This window comes from Amycolatopsis nalaikhensis, from assembly GCF_030264295.1.
GTDB classification, from domain to species: Bacteria; Actinomycetota; Actinomycetes; order Mycobacteriales; family Pseudonocardiaceae; genus Amycolatopsis; species Amycolatopsis nalaikhensis.
In genome coordinates, this window is sequence record NZ_CP127173.1 from 1,840,816 (window position 1) to 1,860,469 (window position 19,654).

Consider the following 19,654-nt stretch of genomic DNA (forward strand, 5'->3'; position numbering starts at 1 on the left):
TTACCTTTCTCTGAACGCAAGAACGCCCCGCTCCCCGGCTTGCTGCGGGGCCCGGGGCGTCATGCGCTGCGAGCGGACGTCAGTTGATGACGGCCAGCACGTCGCGGGCGGACAGGATCAGGTAGTCCTCACCGTTGTACTTGACCTCGGTGCCGCCGTACTTGGAGTAGATGACGACGTCGCCGACGGAAACGTCGAGCGGGACGCGGTTGCCCTTGTCGTCGATCCGGCCCGGGCCCACGGCCAGAACCTTGCCCTCCTGGGGCTTCTCCTTGGCGGTGTCGGGGATGACGAGGCCGGAAGCGGTCGTCTCCTCGGCCTCGCTCGTCTGGACAACGATCTTGTCCTCGAGCGGCTTGATGTTCACGCTCACCGGGTTGACCTCCACGGTCGTCGAAAGCGTTGGCAGGATGACTTACGGTCCTACCACCCCCGCCGTCGCGGGTGCCGGGGCGTGTCGGGCCGTGCAATTAGCACTCTAGCCAGGTGAGTGCCAGCTTCGCAAGGAGGGTGGTCCCTGACGTGTGAAACGCAGGGAGAGGCGCCCTGACCGGCGGCGATCGCCCGCTCGCCGGAACGCCCGCCAGCCGCGCAACGAGTCCGCCCACACCGCGCCGAGCAGTCGGCACCGAAGAGCCGGGGCGAGGGTGCACGAGGCGCGGCAACAACCCCTTACCCGGAGCGTGAGTTTCTGGTTAGGTTCTCACCGTCTGGCACGAGAACCCTGGGGGTTTATGCCCATGTCATCCCATCCCTTCCGGAGAACCGCGACCATCACGGCGGCGCTCGCGATCGCAGCAGGCCTGGCCACCGCACCGGCCCAGGCCGACACGACGAGCCAGCGGCAGCAGGACTTCAAGGCCGCGGCCAAGGAGTTCGGAGTCCCGGAGAACATCCTCCTGGGAGTCTCCTACCTCGAATCCCGCTGGGACTTCAACGCGGGAACGCCGAGCACCTCAGCGGGCTACGGCCCGATGCACCTGACGGACCTGCGCGAAGCGGGAGTGGCGACAAGCCACCACGACGAAGGCACGGAGGACCCGCGAGGCGACGAGGCCCGCCCAGCCCTCCATCCCCAGGCCGGACCACCAGCCCCACCCCCGACGCTCCAAACGATCGACGAAGCGGCCAAGCTCCTGAACTCGGACGCGAGCACGCTCCGCACGAACCCCACGCAGAACATCCGAGGAGGAGCGGCCCTCCTGGCGAAGTACCACACGAGCGACTGGTACGAAGCGGTAGAGCGCTACAGCGGCTCAACCGGAGAAGCCGCCGAGACGTTCGCGGACGAGGTCTTCGCAACGATCAAAACGGGCGTGACGAGGACAACGGACGACGGCCAGCAGATCACCCTGGCCGCAACCCCGGACGTAACCACCCCGCAGCACGAGACGAACCCGGCGAACGTCGAGTGCCCGAAAACAGTGGCCTGCGAGTCGGTCCCGGCGCCGTACCAGGAGCTTCCCGGACAACGACTACGGAAACCACGACCTGGCGAACCGCCCGGAGAGCCAGAAGATCGACCACATCGTCATCCACGACACCGAGGGCTACTGGGACAACGTCCTGGACCTCGCCCAGGACCCGACGTACGTGAGCTGGCACTACACGATCCGCTCGAACGACGGCCTGATCGCCCAGCACGTCCCGACGAAGGACGTCGCCTGGCACGCGGGCAACTGGTACGTCAACGCGAAGTCCATCGGCATCGAGCACGAGGGCTTCGCCGCGAAGGGCACCTGGTACACCGAGGCGATGTACCGCTCGAGCGCGAAGCTCGTCGGCTACCTCGCGCGCAAGTACGGCATCCCGCTCGACCGGGCGCACATCATCGGCCACGACAACGTGCCGGGCACGATCCCGTCGACCATCAAGGGCATGCACTGGGACCCGGGCCCGTACTGGGACTGGTCGCACTACTTCGACCTGCTCGGCGCGCCGCTCGGCGGGTTCGGCCTGCCCGGCTCGTCGCTGGTGACGATCGACCCGGACTTCGCGACGAACCAGCCCGCCTTCACCGGCTGCGACAGCCCGGGAACCCCGTGCGCGCCGCGGGGTTCGGAGGCGGTCGTGCTGCACTCGGAGCCCAGTGAGACCTCGCCGCTGCTGAAGGACGCCGGCCTGCACACCGACGGGTCGCCGTCCACCATGGACGTCTCGGACGTCGGCAGCCGGGTCGCCACCGGGCAGCAGTACGCCGTCGCCGAGGTGCGTGGTGACTGGACCGCCGTCTGGTACCTCGGCCAGAAGGGCTGGTTCCACAACCCGAAGAACGCGCGCGTCGCGAAGCCCGCGATCGGCTGGGTCGTGACGCCGAAGCCCGGCCTCGCGACGGTGCCGGTGTTCGGGCGCGCCTACCCCGAGCCCGAGGCCTACCCGGCGAACGTGCCGGTGCAGGCGATCACGCCGCTGCCGTACACCCTCTCCGCCGGCCAGAAGTACTCCTCGGCCGGGACGGTCGGCTCGGAGTACTACTACGCGGTGACGTTCGACGCGGCCGACCACGTCGTGGTCAAGGGCAAGCTCAAGTACGTCCAGATCCAGTTCGGGCACCGGATCGCGTTCGTCAAGGCGGACGACGTCCGGCTCGTCCCGGCGTTCTAGCCCGGCCCGGCGGAGGTCGCGCTCACGCGTCGAGCGCGACCTTCGCCCCGGTCGCCTGTTCGGTGTTGCGGCGCGTCTTCGCCCAGCCGTTGCGGCCGCGCACCAGCCGGAACAGCGCGCGCCACGACGTCACGTAGAACGTGTAGATGTACGCCGCGTACGCGAAGCCCATCCCGATGCCGCGCAGGATGTTCTTGCTGCGCAAGCACTTCAGCTGGTAGATCGGGCCCCAGACGAGGAACGGCAGCAGCCCGAACGAGCCGTAGATCGCGAACAGGATCCACGCGCCTTCGGTGAACCACGTCCACATCTGCGCCGGGTCGCCCGCCGTGCTCACCACCAGCAGCAGGAACGGGATCGGGTACAGCAGCGAGCCGAGCAGCTGCAGCCACGGCTGGGCGAGGTAGTACATCATCTCCGCCGCGCCGAGCGTGGTCACGTGCGGTGAGTCCCAGATCCGGCGCAGGTAGCGGGCGCACTGCATGGTGCCCTGCCCCCACCGCGTCCGCTGCACGAGGAACCGCCGCAGGCTGTACAGACCTTCCTGCGCCACATGGGAATCCGGCGTGAACCCGGTGCGCCAGCCCGCCGTGAGCAGGTGGACGCCCAGCTCGAAGTCCTCCAGCAGCGAGCCGCGCCACGGCTCTTCGGTGCCGCCCGCGATCGAGTCGAGCGCGGTGAGCCGCGTGAACTGGCCGTTGCCGCCCATCGAGATCGTGCCGGTGAACCCGCGGGACGTCTGGATCGCCGCGATCGCCGTGCGGAACTCCAGGTCCTGCAGCTGCGCGAGCTTCAAGCCGAACCAGCGGCCGACCGGGTTGCGCGTCGGCGGCGGCGTTTCGACGTTGCTCATCCAGACGTCGAGCTGCACCGCGCCGACCTCCGGGTCGCCGAAGAGGTGCCTGGCCGCGCAGACCTCGAGGCAGTTCGGCGCCGGACGGCCGTCGGCGTCGACGACCACCACGACGACGTCGTCGCGCGCCGCGTCCGGGCCCATCCAGTCGTTCAAGGCGCGGTAGGCGGCGTTGAGCGCGTCGCCTTTGCCCGTGCGGGCTTCGGGCCGCACGCGCGGCACCAGGTGCAGGTACGGGTCGTAGCCGCCGTGGCGCCGCCACAGCATCCGGACGACGCGGGCGGTGCGGTCCTCCGAGTCGTCGTCGACGACCCAGACGTGCGCCTTGCGGAACGTGGTGCGCAGGTAGCGGATCGTGTCGCGGATGACCACCTGCTCGTCGCGGCACGGCACGAAGAAGTGCCACGTGAAGTCGGCCGGGTCGCCCACCGGGCCCGGCTTGCGGCGCAGGTACGGCACCACGATCACCACGACGTAGACGAGGAACGCCACGCTCATCGTGAGCGCGAACGCCTGCGTGATGGCCAGCAGGACCTTGACGCTCATGCCTTCTTCTTCCGGGTGGCCAGCCAGACGAACAGGACGATCGAGACCGCGCCGCCGAACACGCTGACCATCGAGCCGAGCAGCGTGTGGCCCCAGTAGTAGCCCTCGTCGGTGCCGAACCCGTGCACCAGCCCGACGATCGTGAGAATGCGCAACTGGTTCACCAGCACGACGACGAGTGCGGAAATGCCGAGCGAAAAGAAGAGCCGCTTCGCATTCGCGGGCCGGAAGTACAACATGATCATGGTCACAACGAGCAAGGGGAGCAAAAGAAACGCCGAAGAACATTCCGGCGTCATTCTCAACCCGAACGGAGCAGCGCCGCTCAACCCAAAGTAAACAGACTCGCGATCACCGGCGACATAAACACCCGATGTAGTGATGACGTCGAGGATCGCGCCGGCCAGCCGCACTTCCAGTTCGCGGTAGAACCGCTCGGCCACCACCACCACGACCCCCGCGGCCGCCAGCGCACCCAGCGCCACGACCAGCGGAAACCGTGCCATCCCAGCGTTCGGAGCGCTCGCTACGGCCACGACGTTCCTCTCGGTGTCGATTCTTCGATCAAGCTGCGGACCCCCGGCGAGCGTAAGTCATGAGCGGCCCGCCGTTCCACCCGGAGGGGTGGTTTGAGCGCCCATTCGGCTCGTTCCGCGGCAAACTTGCTAGGCCAACAGGGTGATATCGAAACGACCTGCGGAAACGGCGCCGGGTCTTACCCGATCCGGTGATTCGGGAAATTTCATGTGCTATTCGAGCCGGTCTTGGCGATAGTCGATTCGCGTGCCGAGTCGAGGCAAGCCGGTTCGATCCGCGCCGCCGTCACGCGATACCCCGGGAAACACAGCGAATTCGGAGGACCAGTTGATGAAGAGCTCCCTCGTGCGCCGCGGCGGACTGCTCGCCGCGGTCGTGGCGAGCGTCGTGCTCGCCGGCGCGGCCCCCGCCTCGGCGGCCCCCGGCGACGGATCCGCGTACGGCGTCAAGGTCGACGTGAAGCTGCTCGGCAAGGAGGCGGTGAAGGCGGGCCCGTTCGCGGCCGCCAGCACCGCGGGCCCGACGAGCAACAGCCTCGCGAAGGTCGACCTGCCCGGCGTCCTCACCGCCGGCGCGATCAACACCGAAGCCAAGCGCGACGACAACTCCGGCGCGGTCACGGCGAAGGCGAGCACCGCCGACGTCGGCCTGCCGCTGCTCAAGGCGGCGCTCGGGAACGTCGGCATCAAGCTCGTCGAGGCGGTCTGCACGGCGACGCAGAAGGGCGTCGAGGGCAGCACGAAGCTGGTCGGCGCGGACCTCGGCAAGGTCGGCGCGGTCGACTCGACCCCCGCCCCGAACACGCAGATCAAGGTCGGGCTCGGCGAGCTCAACGTCGCGACGATCATCCTGAACGAGCAGATCAAGAACAACGACGGCAGCCTCACGGTCAACGCCGTCCACGTGAAGCTGCTCGGCGAAGGCCTCAATGCGCTCGGCTCGGGTGACGTCATCGTGTCGCAGGCGAACTGCGGCCCGGCCGCGCCGCCGATGCCGCTGGCGTCCGGCGCGGGCCTGTGGATCGGGCTCGGCCTGCTCGGCGCCATCGCGGTGCCGGTCGGGACGCGCATCTACCGCCGTCGCGCCACCCAGGCCTGAGCGAGGTCCGGGATGTACAAGATGCCGGGCGCCGGCGTCGGCGTGGCCGGCGGCGGGGTGGGCACCCTCGCCGCCACCGGGGCCGACATCGGGTGGTGGCTGGCCGTCGGCGTGCTGCTGGTCCTGCTGGGGACCGTCGCGCTGATCGCCGTCCACCGCCGCAACCGCCGTCTCTCCCAGGCGCGGGAGTGAGAGAGGGGGCCGTCGGCGTGTGCCCCTCGCGCGCCGGCGGTCCCTTTCGGTGGAAATTTGCTGGACACTGGACGATGTGGAGAAGGGGCACCGCGAGGTGGATGTGATGTTGCTGGCCGGGACGCGGCCGGAAGCGCTCAAGCTCGCGCCGCTCGCCCTGGCCATGGAGGCGCACCCGGCGCTGCGGCCGGTGCTGGTCCACAGCGGCCAGCACGCGGGCATGGTCGAGCAGGCGCTGGCGCCGTTCGGCCTGGTCGCGGACGCCTGGCTGGACGTGCCGCCGCGGGTCACCGGCGGCCAGGCTGAGCTGGTGGCGGGCCTGCTACCCGCGCTCGACGACGTCCTGCGCCGGCACGCCCCGGCCGCGCTGGTGGTCCAGGGCGACACGACGACGACGCTCGCGGGCGCCCTGGCCGCGTTCTGGCTGGGCATCCCGGTGGTGCACCTGGAAGCCGGGCTGCGCACGCACGACCTCACCGCGCCGTTCCCCGAGGAGGGCGCGCGGCAGATGGTGTCGCGGCTGGCGGCCCTGCACCTGGCGCCGACGCTCGGCGCGGCCGCCGCGTTGCGCTCGGAAGGCGTTGCGCGGCAACGGATCGCCGTCACGGGCAACACGGTCGTCGACGCCGTGCTGGAGATCGCGGCGCGTGACCTGCCCGCCCGCGACACGGCGCTGGCGTTGCTGGAGATGGAAATCGCGGAAGCCGGTGAGCGGCTGGTGCTGGTGACGTCGCACCGCCGCGAGTCGTGGGGCGAGCCGCTGGAGCGGACCCTCGCCGCGGTGCAGCTGATCGTCGCCGAGCACCCGGACGTCCAGGTGCTGTTCCCGGCGCACCCGAACCCGCAGGTCAGGGCCCAGGTCGAAGCGGCGCTGGGCGGCCTGCCGCGGGTGACGGTGACGGACCCGCTGGAGTACCCGGACCTGGTGCGCGCGCTGCGGCTGGCGTCGCTGGTGCTGACGGACTCGGGCGGCATCCAGGAGGAGGCCCCGACGTTCGGCACGCCGGTGCTGGTGCTGCGCGACGTCACCGAGCGCGCGGAGGTCGTCGAGGCCGGGTGCGCGTGGCTGGTCGGCACGGACACGTCACGCATCGCCGACACCGCGGCGCGGCTGCTGAGCGGCGAGCTGCGTCCGGCACAGGTCGGAAACCCGTACGGCGAAGGCAATGCGGCCGCGTTGGCGGTGGCCGCGATCGAGGAACTGCTGGGCGTGGGCGCCGAGCAGCACAAGCACGCTGCGGCTTCGTAGCCCAAGACTTGTCGTGAGTGTTTAGGGCGGTTCTAACCGCCCTAAACACTCACGACAGCGAGACCACGTTCACCGGGAGGGCCGGGTTCGCGCTGAAGTCCAGCGGGGCCGTCGGGCGCTTGGCCGCCACCACGTGCGCGCCCAGGGCCGCGATCATCGCGCCGTTGTCCGTGCACAGCCGCGGCCGCGGGACGCGCAGCTCGATCCCCGCCGCCTCGCAGCGTTCGGCGGCCAGCGCGGACAAACGCGAGTTCGCCGCCACGCCACCCGAGATGACGATGGTGCCGATCCCCTGCTCCTTCGCCGCGCGAACGGCCTTCATCGTCAGCACGTCCGCGACGGCTTCCTGGAACGACGCCGCGACGTCGTCCACCGGGATCTCCTCGCCGCGCCGCCCCGCGCTTTCGACCCAGCGCGCGACCGCGGTCTTCAAGCCGGAGAAGGAAAAGTCGTTCTTCGCGTCGCGTGGGCCGGTCATGCCGCGCGGGAACGCGATCGCCGCCGGGTCGCCGTTCTTCGCGGCCTTGTCGATCGGCGGGCCGCCCGGGTACGGCAGGCCGAGCACGCGGGCGACCTTGTCGTACGCCTCGCCCGCCGCGTCGTCCACTGTGGACCCCAGCTCGGTGATCTCGGACGCGATGTCGTCGACGCGCAGCAGCTGCGTGTGCCCACCCGAGACCAGCAGCGCCAGGCACGGCGTCGGCAACGGCCCGTGCTGCAGCGTGTCCACCGCGATGTGCCCGGCCAGGTGGTTGACGCCGTAGAGCGGCACGTCCAGCGCTGTCGCGTACGCCTTCGCCGCCGAGACGCCGACGAGCAGCGCGCCCGCCAGGCCCGGCCCGGCGGTCACCGCGATGGCGTCCACATCGGACAGTGCCAGCCCGGCCTTCTCGAAGGCCCGCGTGGTCGTCGGGACCATCGCCTCGAGGTGCGCGCGGCTGGCGACCTCGGGCACGACACCGCCGAAGCGCGCGTGCTGCTCGACGCTCGAGGCGACCTCGTCGGCGAGCAGCTCCACCGTGCCGTCGTCGTGCAGGCGGACCAGGCCGACGCCGGTCTCGTCGCACGAGCTCTCGATGCCCATGATGATGCGTGACATCAGCCCGCCACCTCGTCTCGCGCCCGCGCGGGGCGCACCATCGTGTACGCGTCGGCGCCGGAAGGCTGGTAGTAGCGCTTCCGGATGCCGAGCCGTTCGAAGCCGTGGCTCTCGTACAGCGCGAGAGCCGCCGTGTTGTCCGTGCGGACCTCGAGGAACACCGGTGCCTCGACCTCGTCGGCCCGCTCCAGCAGCGCCCGCAGCAGCGCCTTGCCGATGCCCTGGCCCTGGTGCTCGGGTGCGACGCCGATCGTGTGCACCGTCGCCTCGTACTCGCCGCGGCGCCGCCCGACGACGGCCAGCCCGGCGTAGCCGAGCAGCTCGTCGCCCTCGTCCGGGCGGGCGGCGAGGTAGAAGTTGCCCGCGTCCAGTTCCGAGTGGAACGCGCGGGCGCTCCACGGGTCGTCGCCGGGGAAGAGGATCTTCTCGATCTCGACGCACCGGGCGATGTCCCGGCGGCGCAAGGGTTCGAGTCTCACGGCGTGGTCACCCGTTTCGGCGCCGTGGGCTCCGCGGCGTCGGGACGGCGCAGGTACAACGGCGTCAGCGGCGCGGGCGTTTCCTTCGCCAGCAACGCGTTCCGCGCGGCCTTGACGAGCCCGGCCGGCGACGGGAAGCGCGGCTCGACCGGCCGGACGTCGAGTGCCTCGGCGTACAGCAGGGCACCGTCGCCCGCCGCCACCTTGACGTCGGTCTCGAGGTCGGCGGGGCGCTGGACGTGCGGGCCGTCGGTGCGCTGCCCGGCCGCGTCGTAGGCGGCCCAGTAGACCTCGCGGCGGCGGGCGTCGGTCAGCACGAGGAACGCGCCTTCGCCCGGCTCGACGTCGGCGGCCAGCGCGTCGAGGCTGCAGACCGGGTACACGGGCAGGCCGAGGGCGTGGCCGAGCGCGGCGGCGGTGGCCATCCCGGCGCGCAGGCCGGTGAACGGCCCGGGGCCGACGCCGACGACGATCGCGTCGAGGTCCTTGAGGGTCACGCCGGCGGCTTCGGCCGCGGCCAGCGCGTGCGGGGTGATCAGCTCGCCGTGGGCGCGGGCGTCGACCGTGACGCGCTCCCCGCGCGTCTCGACGCCGCTTCCGTCCACCGCGACGACCCCCGCGGTCACCGCCGGGGTCGAGGTATCGATCGCCAGTACCAACACGGTGTCCCAGCCTACGACCAGCGCCTTCGACGGCTCGCTGCAGGGGACGGATCCGCAGGGTAACGTGCGGATGGAGTCCGACTCTGGGAGGTCCCCGCGGTGCCCGCCCCGTTGTTCCCCACCCTCGCCGACGGTTCCGCCTCCGAGGCCCTGCGCTTCGGCGACCACGTCCTGACCCACGCCGAGCTCGCCGCGGTCGCCGGCGGGCTCGCCCGCGAGCTGCCCCGCGGCCGCGTCGCCGTGTGGGCGACGCCGACCGTGCACACGAGCGTCGCCGTCGTCGCCGCGCTGCTGGCGGGGGTCCCGGCCGTGCCGCTCAACCCGAAGATCGGCGAGCGCGAGCTGACGCATATCCTGGCCGACAGCGAGCCGCAGCTGGTGCTCGCCGAGCCCGGCGTCGAGCTGCCCGAAGGCCTCGCGGCGCTCCCCCGCCGCGACATCCCGCTGACCGGGGAAGCCGGGCCGCTCGCGGAAGAACCGGACCCCGAGACACCCGCGTTGATCGTCTACACCTCGGGCACGACCGGCCCGCCCAAGGGCGTCGTCCTCCCCCGGCGCGCGCTCGCGACGACGCTCGACGCCCTCGAAGACGCCTGGGGCTGGACCGGCGACGACGTCCTCGTGCACGCGCTGCCGCTGTTCCACGTGCACGGCCTGATCCTCGGCATCCTCGGGCCGCTGCGGCGCGGCGGCTCCGTGCGCCACCTCGGCGGGTTCTCCACCGAGGGCGTCGCGCGGGAGCTCTCGAATGGCGCGACGATGCTGTTCGGCGTCCCGACCATGTACCACCGCATCGCGGGCGAGGTCGGCACGAACACGGCGCTGGCGGACGCCCTTCGCAAAGCGAGGCTTCTCGTGTCCGGGTCCGCGGCGCTGCCCGTGCACGACCACCAGCGGATCACCCAGGCGACCGGCCAGCAGGTCGTCGAGCGGTACGGGATGACCGAGACGCTGATGAACACGAGCGTCCGCGCGGACGGCGAGCGCAAGCCCGGCACCGTCGGCGTCCCGCTGCGGGGCGTCGAACTCCGGCTGGTCGGCGAAGCGGGCGAAGTGATCGACGACGTCGAGACGGTCGGCGAAATCCAGGTGCGCGGCCCGAACCTGTTCACCGAGTACCTCAACCGCCCGGACGCGACGGCGGCGGCGTTCGACGACGGCTGGTTCCGCACCGGCGACATGGCGACCCGCGACGCCGACGGCTACGTCAAGATCGTCGGGCGCAAGGCGACCGACCTGATCAAGAGCGGCGGCTACAAGATCGGCGCGGGCGAGATCGAGAACGCACTGCTCGAACACCCCGGCGTCGCGGAGGCGGCCGTCACCGGCGAGCCGGACGACGACCTGGGCGAGCGGATCGTCGCGTGGATCGTGGCCTCGGGTGAGCCGCCCGCGGCCGACGAGCTGGCCGACCACGTCGCCCGGCTGCTCGCGCCGCACAAGCGGCCGCGGGTCGTCCGGTACCTGGACGCGTTGCCGCGCAACGACATGGGCAAGGTCATGAAGCGGGCGCTCGGTGCCTAGGCCGCCGGCGCGCGAGGTCGTCGGCGCGCTCGCGAACGGCTTCACGGAGTTCCCCACCCCGCTGCGCGAAGAGCCCGCCGACGGGCCGATCGACTGGCCGGGCTACCGCGAAGCCCGTGCGGCGGCGGAAGAGCGCACCGGCGAGAAAGAGTCGGTCGTCTGCGGGACGGCGAAGATCGGCGACACCGAGGCCGTGCTGATCGCGTTCGAGTTCGGGTTCCTCGGCGGCTCGCTCGGGCAGCGCACGGGCGACCGCATCGAGGCGGCGTTCGCCCACGCCCGCGACGCGCGGCTGCCGGTGGTGTCGCTGATTTCCACCGGCGGCAGCCGCATGCAGCAGGGCATGCGGGCGTTGATGCAGCTGCAGCGGGTGGCGCGGGCGTCGGCGTTGACGCGGGCATCCGGCATCCCCCAGATCTCGGTGCTGCGCGACCCGACGACCGGCGGCGGCTGGGCGACGCTCGGCGCGGGTGCCGACGTCATCCTCGCGCTGCCGGACGCGCAGGTGGGCTTCGCGGGCTCGCGAGTGCGTCCGTCGGGCTCGCCGGAGGCGTACACCGCGGAGGCCAAGTACGAGTGGGGTCAGGTCGACGCGCTGGTCGCGCCGGATCAGCTCGGCCCGGCGCTGGAACGGTGGCTGCGCTTGCTGACCGCGCGGTCGTCCGCGGCCGCGCCGCCGCCTTCGGCGCTGCGTCCGGCGGATTTGCCGGCGACCGGCTGGGAAGCGGTCCAGGCGGCGCGCTCACCGCGGCGGGCCCGCGCGGCCGAGTACCTCGACGCGTACTTCGGCTGGCGGGAGGACATCAGCGGAGACCGTTGCGGCGGCGTCGATCCCGGCGTGGCGTGCGGCTTCGGCTGGCGCGACGGGCGGACGATCGCGTACGCGGCCCAGTGCGGCACACCGACGTCGCCCGCGGGTTTCCGCACGGCGGCCCGGTTGGTGCGACTGGCGTCCCGGCTGAGGATCCCGGTGCTGACGCTGGTGGACACCCCGGGCGCGGCGAACGACGCGGAGGCGGAGCGGACGGGCGCGGGCGGCGCGATCGCGGAGATGTTCGAGGCGGTGGCGACGGCGTCGGTCCCGGTGACGACGCTGGTGATCGGCGAAGGCGGATCGGGTGGCGCACTGGCGTTCGCGGCGGCGGACTCGACGTGGGTGGCGCCGGACGCGTACTTCTCGGTGACATCCCCGGAAGCCGCGGCGGCGATCCTCAAGCGTCCGGCTTCGGAGGTCCCTGCGCTGGCGAACCAGCTGCACCTGCGCCCCCAGGACCTGATGGACCTGGGCGTCGCCCGCGCGGTCGTGAGTGAGAAACAGGGTTAGAACACCTTGGGTTCTAGCGGTCGTTGCAACACCTGACCTGAGAGGTGTTGCCATGACCGAAAACGATCGCCGTCGGTGGCTGTCCCGCGACGTCCGGGTGGCATTCTGGGACCAGATCCGAGCAGGGCTGCCCGTAGAACACGCCGCGAGGGCCGCGGGCGTGTCGCCGGCCAGCGGAAGACGACTGTTCGAGCAGGCTGGAGGCGTGATCACCAACGCGCCGACAGCCTGCTCGAGCCGCTATCTCTCGCTGGCCGAGCGGGAGGAGATCATGGTCCTGCACGCCCAGGACGTGCCACGGGCGGAGATCGCGCGGCGGCTGGGCCGCCACCGCTCCACCATCGGGCGGGAACTGGACCGCAACAGCACCGGCGGTGGTGGCCGCTATCGGGCCAGCACCGCCCAGCACATTGCCGAACACCGCGCGAAACGACCGAAACCCGCGAAACTGGCCACCGACCCGGTCCTGCACGACCGTGTCCAGCAGGACCTGACCGCGCGGTGGTCGCCCGAGCAGATCGCTGCCAGGCTGAAACGGGACTTCCCCGACCAGCCGAGGATGCACGTGACCCACGAAACGATCTACCAGGCCATCTACGTCCAAGGCCGCGGTGCGCTGCGCCGGGAGCTGGCCGCGTGCCTGCGCACCGGACGCGCGATCCGCAAGCCCCATCGCACCTCCGACGGGCGCCGGACCCGTCAGGGCAGGATCGCCGGGATGGTCCCGATCTCCGAGCGGCCCGCCGAGGCCGCCGACCGGGCCGTCCCGGGGCACTGGGAAGGCGACCTGATCGTCGGCAAGGACGGCCGCTCGGTGATCGGGACCCTGGTCGAGCGCAGCACCCGGTTCTGCCTGCTGCTGCACCTGCCCGGCGGCAAAGACGCCGCCGCGGTCGCCGAGGCGATGATCACCGTCATCCGGGGGTTGCCGCAGGAGCTGCGCCGGTCGCTGGCCTGGGATCAGGGCACCGAGATGGCCCAGCACGCCACCATCACCCTGGCCACCGACATGGCGATCTACTTCTGTGATCCGCACTCGCCCTGGCAGCGCGGGTCGAACGAGAACACCAACGGGCTGCTGCGGCAGTACTTCCCCACAGGCACCGATCTGTCGGTACACACCCCTACTGACCTGGCGAAAGTCGCTGCCGAACTCAACGGCCGCCCGCGCAAGACGCTCGGCTGGGACACCCCAGCCGAACGCCTCGCGATGCTACTGTCCACACAGGACCCTGTTGCGACGACCGCTTGAAACCACCCACTGTTTCTCACTCACGAGGTCTGGGCGAGCTCCGGCACCCGGTCGGCCCAGGAGCCGTGCGGTTCCAGGGTCACCTCGCGGACGTCGTCCTCGCGGCGGTCCAGCCGGACCACCAGGTAGTCGTCCGACAGGCGCTCCGCCGAGCCCTCGCCCCACTCGACCACGATCGCCGAGCGCTCCAGGTCCGTGTCCAGGTCCAGGTCGTCCAGCTGGGACAGGTCGCCGCCCAGGCGGTACGCGTCCACGTGCACCAGGGGCACGCCGGAAGCGCCCGCCGGGTGGACGCGCGCGAGGACGAACGTCGGGGAGCTGACGCGGCCGCCGACGCCGAGGCCGTCCGCGATGCCGCGGGTCAGCGTCGTCTTACCCGCGCCCAGCGGCCCGGCCAGGAGGACCAGGTCGCCCGCGCGCAGGACGCGGCCGAGCGCGCGCCCGAAGTCCATCGTGTCGTCGGGTGTCGGGAACACCATTGTCAACGCTGCCACCACCAGTTTCGCCGGGCCGAGGTTTCGCCGTCCACACCGGAACAGCGCTGCAGGAGATCGATCAGATGGCTGTTCACCAGCTCGGGCTGCTCGAGCTGGACCATGTGGCCGGCGCCGCGGACGCGCACCAGCTCCGCGTCGGGCAGCTCGGCCGCGATCCGCTCGGCGTGCGCGAACGGCGTGAACCGGTCCGAATCGCCGCCGATGACGAGCACTTCCGCGTGCTTCAGCCCGGCCAGCGCGGCGTAGCGGTTGTGGCTGCCGAGCGTGTCGACGAAGTTCACGAGCCCGCGCACCGGCGTCACTTCGAGCATCTCGAGCATGAAGTCGACGAGCCGCGGCGCGACGTCGCGACTGCCGAACGCCAGCCGTCGCACGGCTTGGCGCGTCAGCTGCCCGCCCGCCGCGCGCACGAACTCCACCAGCCCGGGCTGCCAGCCGGCGAGACCCCCGGCGGCGCGCGTCAGCGGGTTGTACTTCGAGAGCAGCGAACGCGGCAACCCGCGTGCGCCGACTTCACCCGCCGCCGTCGCGATGAACGCGACGCCGCACACGCGGTCTTCGAACAGCTCGGGGAACTCGGCGGCCAGCTCCATGATCACCATGCCGCCCATCGAGTGCCCCAGCAGCACGATGGGCCCGTCCGGCACCACCGACCGCAGCACGCAGTCGAGGTCGCGGGCCAGCTGCTCGATGGTCGACGTCTCCGCGGTGGCCGCGCCGGAAAGGCCGTGGCTGCGGTGGTCGTAGTAGACCTGGCGCACGCGCGGCAGGCTGAGCTTCGCGAGGTCTCGACGTTGGAAGTGCCAGCAGCGCCGGGAAAGCGCGAAGCCGTGCACGCCCACGACGGTCAGTTCCGGTTCGCCGCCGTCCTCCGGGTCGATCTCCTCGACCGAAAGCGGCGTGCCGTCCTCGGCCGCGACCGTCGAAGTGCGGTCGGGCTTCAGGTCCCCCAGCGGCTCGTCCACGTACGGATCCTCACTGTGCCGCCGCTGCTGCGCGGCGACGGCGATGGCGGCGGCGGTCCCGGTGGCCACGGCCCCGACCCCGCCGGCGATGGCCAGCAGTCGTCGTGAAGGTGTCACGAACGCGCCCCCAGATACCGGCGGCGGACGCGCGGCCGGTACATCGAGGTGACGATCTCGTAGTCGATGGTGCCCAGCTTGTCGGCCCATTCCCGGGCCGTCGGCTCGCCGCGCGTCCCCTGGCCGAAGAGGACGACTTCGTCCCCGACGGACGGCTCGTAGTCACCGCAGTCGACGACCAGCTGGTCCATGCAGACCCGCCCGGCGACCGGCCGCCGCTGCCCGCCGAGGTAGACGTCCATCCGCCCGGACAGGCTGCGCGGCACACCGTCGGCGTACCCGGCGGGGATGAGCGCGAGGTTCGTGTCACGCGGCGCGGTCCAGGTGTGCCCGTAGGAGACGGATTCCCCGGCGTCGATGCGCTTGACCAGCGCGACGGCCGAGCGGAACGTCATGGCCGGGCGCAGGTCTTCCGGCTGCGGCACGGGGTTGAGGCCGTACATCGCGATGCCCGGGCGCACGAGGTCGAAGTGCAGGTCGGGCCGGGTCAGCAGGGCGGCGGAGTTGGCCAGGTGCCGCTTCGGGTCGAGCCCGGCGGCGCGGGCGGCGTCGTAGGCCTCGGCGAAGCGCTTGGCCTGCATGTCGACGGAGGGGTGTTCGGGTTCGTCCGCGCAGGCGAGGTGGGACCAGATGGCGACGACGTCGACGCGCGGTTCGGCGGCCGCCGCTTCGACCAGCTCGGCCCAGCGGGCGGGCGGGCAGCCGTTGCGCGAGAGCCCGGTGTCGATTTTGAGGTGCACACGAGCCGGGGTACCCGGTTTCGCGGCATCGGCGATGCGGCGAAGCTCACCCAGCGAGCTGGCGGCGAGGTCGATGTCGGCCTCGATGCCCGGCGCGAAGTCGACGTCGGGGGTGTCCAGCCAGCTGAACAGCCGGGTGCTGATCCCGGCTTCGCGCAGGGCGAGGGCCTCGCCGAGCGAGCAGGTACCGAGCCAGCTCGCCCCGGCCTCGACGGCGGCGCGCGCCACGGGAAGCGCACCGTGGCCGTAGGCATCGGCTTTGACCACGGCCATCACCTCGGAGCCGGGCGCGCGGGCGCCCAGCAGGGTGAGGTTGTGGCGGATCGCGTCGAGGTCGATGTCCACCTGGGCGCGCGGGAAACTGGAGGTCATGGCGCCCTCCAGTTTCCCATGCGCGGGGGTGGGGGTGGCGTGCACCCGAGGTGAGCGTGCCCACCTCGCGGGCCCTGACCGCGAGCGGACCCGAGGCCAGCGTGCAGGCCGCACCCCGCACACCAAGGCAGCCGCGCGCCCGGGGTGAGCATCCCCACCCCGGGCGCGCGACCCAAATCAGGGCAGGCGAGCCCCGGACGTGGCGGAGAACACGTGCAGCTCGTCCGGCCGGATCCGCAGGTGGAGCGTGTCGCCCATGGCGGGCGGCGTGCGCGGGTCGACCCGGGCGACCACGTTGGACTTCGTGCCCTCCGCGTCCGTCTCGGCGAGCTTGCCGTAGACGTACGCGTCCGAGCCGAGCTCCTCGACCAGGTCCACCTTGATCGGCACCGTGTTCTCGCCCTCGCTGACCACCTCGAGCGACTCGGGGCGGAAGCCGAGCGTCACCGTGTCGCCGTCGGCCGCGGCGATGACCTCGCGGGTCAGCGGGACGCTGCCGCCGCCCAGCTCGGCGCCGTCCGCCGTCAGCTTCGCCGTCACCAGGTTCATCGCCGGCGAGCCGATGAAGCCCGCGACGAAAGCGTTTGCGGGCCGGTCGTACAGCGCGCGCGGGGTGTCGCACTGCTGCAGGAGACCGTCCGACAGCACCGCGACGCGGTCACCCATCGTCATGGCCTCGACCTGGTCGTGCGTGACGTACACCGTCGTGACACCCAGGCGCCGCTGCAGCGCGGCGATCTGCGTGCGCGTCGACACGCGCAGCTTCGCGTCCAGGTTCGACAGCGGCTCGTCCATCAGGAAGACCTGCGGCTCGCGGACGATCGCGCGGCCCATCGCGACGCGCTGGCGCTGACCGCCGGAGAGCGCCTTCGGCTTGCGGTCGAGGTACTGCTCGATGTCCAGCAGCTTCGCCGCGTCGAGCACCTTCTGCTTGATCTCGGACGCGGGGCGCCCGGCGATCTTCAGCGCGAAGCCCATGTTCTGCGCGACCGTCATGTGCGGGTACAGCGCGTAGTTCTGGAACACCATCGCGATGTCGCGGGAGCGCGGCGGCAGCTGCGTGACGTCGCGGTCGCCGATCCAGACGGCGCCTTCGTCGATGTCCTCGAGGCCGGCGAGCATGCGCAGGCTGGTCGACTTGCCGCAGCCGGACGGGCCGACCAGCACCAGGAACTCGCCGTCGGCGATCTCCAGGTCCAGCGCGTCGACCGCGGGGCGCTCGGCGCCGGGGTAGCGCCGGGTCGCCTTGTCGTAGGTGATGGAAGCCATCGGTCAGTCCTCTCCGAGATTCCGCCGGACCCCATACGCCGCTTCGCGGGCTTCGAGGTGGCGCTGCTGGATCCGGTGGCCCTCGGCGCGCTGCGCCTCGGTCGGCTCGTCCAGCTCGAGCCGGAGCTTCTGGTTTCCTTGCCAGGACGGGGGTTCCGCACTGGACGTCAAGGCCCACGCCGCCTGGCGCGCCGCCCCGATGGCGACGTACTCGGCGACTTCGGGCAGCTGCACGGGCACGCCGAACACCAGCGGCGCCACCGCGCGGACGGCGGCCGACTGCGCGCCGCCGCCGATCAGCAGCACGCGGCCGACGTCGAGGCCGTGCGCGCGCACCGCGTCGAGCCCGGCGGCCAGGCCGCACAGCATGCCTTCGACGGCGCTGCGCGCGAGGTTCTGCGGGGTCATGTTGTCCCGGGTCAGGCCGCTCAACGAGCCCGTCGCGCCCGGCAGGTTCGGGGTGCGCTCGCCGTCGAGGTAGGGCAGGAAGGTCAGGCCGCCGGAGCCGGGTTCGGCGGTCAGCGCGAGCCGGTCGAACTCGCTCAGCGTCGCCCCGAGCATCGACGCCGTCGCGGTGAGGACGCGGGCGGCGTTGAGCGTGCAGGCCAGCGGCAGGAAGCGGCCGGTGGCGTCGGCGAACCCGGCGACCTCGCCGGACGCGTCCGCCGCGCCGGTTTCCGCGACGCCGAACACCGTGCCGCTGGTGCCGAGCGACACGACGACGTCGCCGGGCTGGAGTTCGAGCGCGAGCGCGGCGGCCATGTTGTCGCCGGTCCCGGCCGAGACGAGCATCCCGTCCGGGGTCTGCCCGGCGGCTTCGGCCGGGCCGAGCACGGTCGGCAGCTCCGGCGTCCGGCCGCCGAACGCGTGGGCCAGGACGTCGAGGCGGTAGGCGTTGTCGGACGGCGAGAAGTAGCCGGTGCCGGACGCGTCGCCGCGGTCGGTGACCGGGTCGCCGCCGGTGAGCTTCCAGGTCAGCCAGTCGTGCGGGAGCAGCACACGAGCGACGCGGTCGGCGAGCTGCGGCTCGTTCTCGGCCAGCCAGCGCAGCTTCGTCACGGTGAAGCTCGCGACCGGCACCGAGCCGACGGACTTCGCCCAGACCGACGGCCCGCCCAGCTCGTCGATCAGGTCGAGCGCCGCCTGCGCGGAGCGGGTGTCGTTCCACAGCAGCGCGGGCCGGACGACGTCGCCGTGCTCGTCGAGGGTCACCATGCCGTGCTGCTGACCGCCGACGCCGATGGCCTTGACGTCGTCGAGCAGGCCCTTCGTGGCCTCCTTGAAGGCGTCCCACCAGGCGGCGGGGTCGACTTCGGTGCCCTCCGGGTGCGGCGCGCGGCCGGTGCGGACGATCTCGCCGGTTTCGGCGTCGCACACGACGACCTTGGTCGACTGCGTGGACGAATCGATGCCGGCCACCAGCTCAGCTGTCATAGGGCTGCCCCTCCTCGACGTGTTCGACGATCTCGATCGCGGTCCCCGCGTTGAGCGCGGCCTCGATCTCCTCGGTGGGCGTGGTCTCCCCGGTGATCAGCAGGTCGTAGTCGCCGACGTCGCCGTGCGCGTAGGTGGCGGTGCGGCCGAACTTCGAGTGGTCGACGACGAGGACGTTCTCGTTCGCGACCTTCAGCGCGGCCTTCTTCAGCTCGGCGTAGTCGCGGTCGGGGTGGTAGAGCCGCCCGACGGCCACCGCCGTGACCGACACGAACGAGACGTCGGCGCGGATGGAGTCGAGCAGGTTGAGCACCTCGGGACCGGCGCAGGAGTCGTACTCGTGGCTATAACGACCCCCGGCGAGGACGACCTCGACCTTGGGGCCCAGCAGCCGGGCGGCGTGCAGCGAGTTCGTGACGACGGTGAGCGCGTCGATCTCGGCCAGCCGCTTGACCAGCGGCAGCAGCGTGGTGGAGTCATCGACGAAGACGGTCTGCCCCGGCTGGACGTGCTTCGCGGCCGCCTCGCCGAGGGCTTCCTTCTCGCCGTGGTGGAGCGTGTCGCGGAAGCGGGCGGCGGTCTCGATGGTGAGCGCCGGGTAGGCCTCGACCTTGCCGCGCAGCTTGCGCAGGAGCCGGCGTTCGGCCAGGTCGTCGAGGTCGCGGTGGATGGTCATCAGGCTGACCTTGAACCGGGCGGTCAGGTCGTCGATGCGCACCGCACCGTGCTCAATGACGTGGTCGAGGATGTCCTGCCGCCGCTGTTCGACGACGGCGTCGGACGGCCGGGTCTTCCGGTCTCCGGGTGCTGTGCCGCCGCTCACACGGCATTCTTACCAGAT

18 protein-coding genes and 1 pseudogene are annotated in these 19,654 nt (G+C 71.6%); 7 read left to right on the forward strand and 12 right to left on the reverse strand.

Annotated features, from left to right (window positions below; all coding sequences use genetic code 11):
• Positions 1–79: 79 nt before the first annotated feature.
• On the reverse strand, positions 80–373 hold the full coding sequence (groES, locus tag QP939_RS08805) for a co-chaperone GroES (protein WP_007031106.1): 294 nt from the start codon (positions 371–373) through the stop codon (positions 80–82).
• 367 nt (positions 374–740) lie between these two features.
• Here groES and QP939_RS08810 point away from each other — a divergent pair.
• Positions 741–2,604: pseudogene (locus tag QP939_RS08810) on the forward strand (N-acetylmuramoyl-L-alanine amidase).
• Positions 2,605–2,626: 22 nt separating this feature from the next.
• Here QP939_RS08810 and QP939_RS08815 read toward each other — a convergent pair.
• Both QP939_RS08815 and xrtP read right to left on the reverse strand, forming a co-directional pair.
• Complete coding sequence (locus QP939_RS08815; protein WP_285456128.1) at positions 2,627–4,003, reverse strand: XrtP-associated glycosyltransferase; 1,377 nt, start codon at positions 4,001–4,003, stop codon at positions 2,627–2,629.
• Positions 4,000–4,509 carry an exosortase P gene (xrtP, locus tag QP939_RS08820; RefSeq protein ID WP_285459699.1) on the reverse strand — a complete coding sequence of 170 codons (510 nt, stop codon included), beginning with the start codon at positions 4,507–4,509 and terminating at the stop codon, positions 4,000–4,002. The genes QP939_RS08815 and xrtP overlap by 4 nt, the downstream gene beginning before the upstream one ends.
• A 361-nt stretch (positions 4,510–4,870) precedes the next feature.
• On the opposite strand from xrtP, the gene QP939_RS08825 reads away from it, so the two are divergent.
• The 3 genes from QP939_RS08825 to wecB all read left to right on the forward strand — a co-directional run bounded on the left by QP939_RS08825 (position 4,871) and on the right by wecB (position 7,079).
• Complete coding sequence (locus QP939_RS08825; protein ID WP_285456129.1) at positions 4,871–5,638, forward strand: choice-of-anchor protein CoaP; 768 nt, start codon at positions 4,871–4,873, stop codon at positions 5,636–5,638.
• A 12-nt stretch (positions 5,639–5,650) separates the two neighbouring features.
• Positions 5,651–5,830: an LAXTG motif-containing small protein gene (locus QP939_RS08830; RefSeq protein ID WP_125307442.1), complete on the forward strand. Its 180-nt coding sequence runs from the start codon at positions 5,651–5,653 to the stop codon at positions 5,828–5,830.
• Positions 5,831–5,927: 97 nt separating this feature from the next.
• Complete coding sequence (gene wecB, locus QP939_RS08835) at positions 5,928–7,079, forward strand: non-hydrolyzing UDP-N-acetylglucosamine 2-epimerase (RefSeq protein ID WP_285459700.1); 1,152 nt, start codon at positions 5,928–5,930, stop codon at positions 7,077–7,079.
• Between the two features lie 49 nt (positions 7,080–7,128).
• On the opposite strand, the gene tsaD is transcribed toward wecB, so the two are convergent.
• Genes tsaD through tsaB form a run of 3 tightly spaced genes read right to left on the reverse strand, consistent with a single transcriptional unit; the run spans position 7,129 to position 9,319 of the window.
• Complete coding sequence (gene tsaD, locus QP939_RS08840) at positions 7,129–8,178, reverse strand: tRNA (adenosine(37)-N6)-threonylcarbamoyltransferase complex transferase subunit TsaD (RefSeq protein ID WP_285456131.1); 1,050 nt, start codon at positions 8,176–8,178, stop codon at positions 7,129–7,131.
• The gene (rimI, locus tag QP939_RS08845) at positions 8,178–8,657 is read right to left on the reverse strand and encodes a ribosomal protein S18-alanine N-acetyltransferase (RefSeq protein ID WP_285456132.1); all 480 of its coding nucleotides are present in this window, start codon (positions 8,655–8,657) and stop codon (positions 8,178–8,180) included. The genes tsaD and rimI overlap by 1 nt, the downstream gene beginning before the upstream one ends.
• Positions 8,654–9,319, reverse strand: coding sequence for a tRNA (adenosine(37)-N6)-threonylcarbamoyltransferase complex dimerization subunit type 1 TsaB (gene tsaB / locus QP939_RS08850; RefSeq protein ID WP_285456133.1), 666 nt, complete (start codon positions 9,317–9,319; stop codon positions 8,654–8,656). The genes rimI and tsaB overlap by 4 nt, the downstream gene beginning before the upstream one ends.
• A gap of 99 nt (positions 9,320–9,418) precedes the next feature.
• Between tsaB and QP939_RS08855 the strand changes: the two genes are divergently transcribed.
• From QP939_RS08855 to QP939_RS08865, 3 genes are read left to right on the forward strand one after another with little or no spacing between them, the layout of a single operon-like run.
• Positions 9,419–10,843 (forward strand): acyl-CoA synthetase, encoded by a 1,425-nt coding sequence (locus QP939_RS08855; RefSeq protein WP_285456134.1) that lies wholly within the window; start codon positions 9,419–9,421, stop codon positions 10,841–10,843.
• The gene (locus QP939_RS08860; protein WP_285456135.1) at positions 10,836–12,167 is read left to right on the forward strand and encodes a carboxyl transferase domain-containing protein; all 1,332 of its coding nucleotides are present in this window, start codon (positions 10,836–10,838) and stop codon (positions 12,165–12,167) included. The genes QP939_RS08855 and QP939_RS08860 overlap by 8 nt, the downstream gene beginning before the upstream one ends.
• A gap of 52 nt (positions 12,168–12,219) precedes the next feature.
• Positions 12,220–13,419: an IS30 family transposase gene (locus tag QP939_RS08865; protein WP_285456136.1), complete on the forward strand. Its 1,200-nt coding sequence runs from the start codon at positions 12,220–12,222 to the stop codon at positions 13,417–13,419.
• A gap of 20 nt (positions 13,420–13,439) precedes the next feature.
• Here QP939_RS08865 and tsaE read toward each other — a convergent pair whose 3' ends face one another.
• The 6 genes from tsaE to QP939_RS08895 form a co-directional block, all read right to left on the reverse strand.
• Entirely contained in the window at positions 13,440–13,904 is a 465-nt protein-coding gene (tsaE, locus tag QP939_RS08870) for a tRNA (adenosine(37)-N6)-threonylcarbamoyltransferase complex ATPase subunit type 1 TsaE (protein ID WP_285456137.1), read from the reverse strand.
• Complete coding sequence (locus QP939_RS08875; protein ID WP_285456138.1) at positions 13,901–14,998, reverse strand: alpha/beta fold hydrolase; 1,098 nt, start codon at positions 14,996–14,998, stop codon at positions 13,901–13,903. The genes tsaE and QP939_RS08875 overlap by 4 nt, the downstream gene beginning before the upstream one ends.
• Positions 14,995–16,110 (reverse strand): alanine racemase, encoded by a 1,116-nt coding sequence (gene alr / locus QP939_RS08880; protein ID WP_285456139.1) that lies wholly within the window; start codon positions 16,108–16,110, stop codon positions 14,995–14,997. Before alr ends, QP939_RS08875 begins: the two co-directional genes overlap by 4 nt.
• 177 nt (positions 16,111–16,287) lie before the next feature.
• Positions 16,288–17,379 (reverse strand): ABC transporter ATP-binding protein, encoded by a 1,092-nt coding sequence (locus tag QP939_RS08885; protein ID WP_285456141.1) that lies wholly within the window; start codon positions 17,377–17,379, stop codon positions 16,288–16,290.
• A 3-nt stretch (positions 17,380–17,382) separates the two neighbouring features.
• A complete protein-coding gene (gene xylB / locus QP939_RS08890) occupies positions 17,383–18,813 on the reverse strand; it encodes a xylulokinase (RefSeq protein ID WP_285456142.1) in 1,431 nt (476 codons plus the stop codon).
• Positions 18,803–19,636 carry a DeoR/GlpR family DNA-binding transcription regulator gene (locus QP939_RS08895; RefSeq protein WP_285456143.1) on the reverse strand — a complete coding sequence of 278 codons (834 nt, stop codon included), beginning with the start codon at positions 19,634–19,636 and terminating at the stop codon, positions 18,803–18,805. The genes xylB and QP939_RS08895 overlap by 11 nt, the downstream gene beginning before the upstream one ends.
• Between the last annotated feature and the right edge of the window lie 18 nt (positions 19,637–19,654).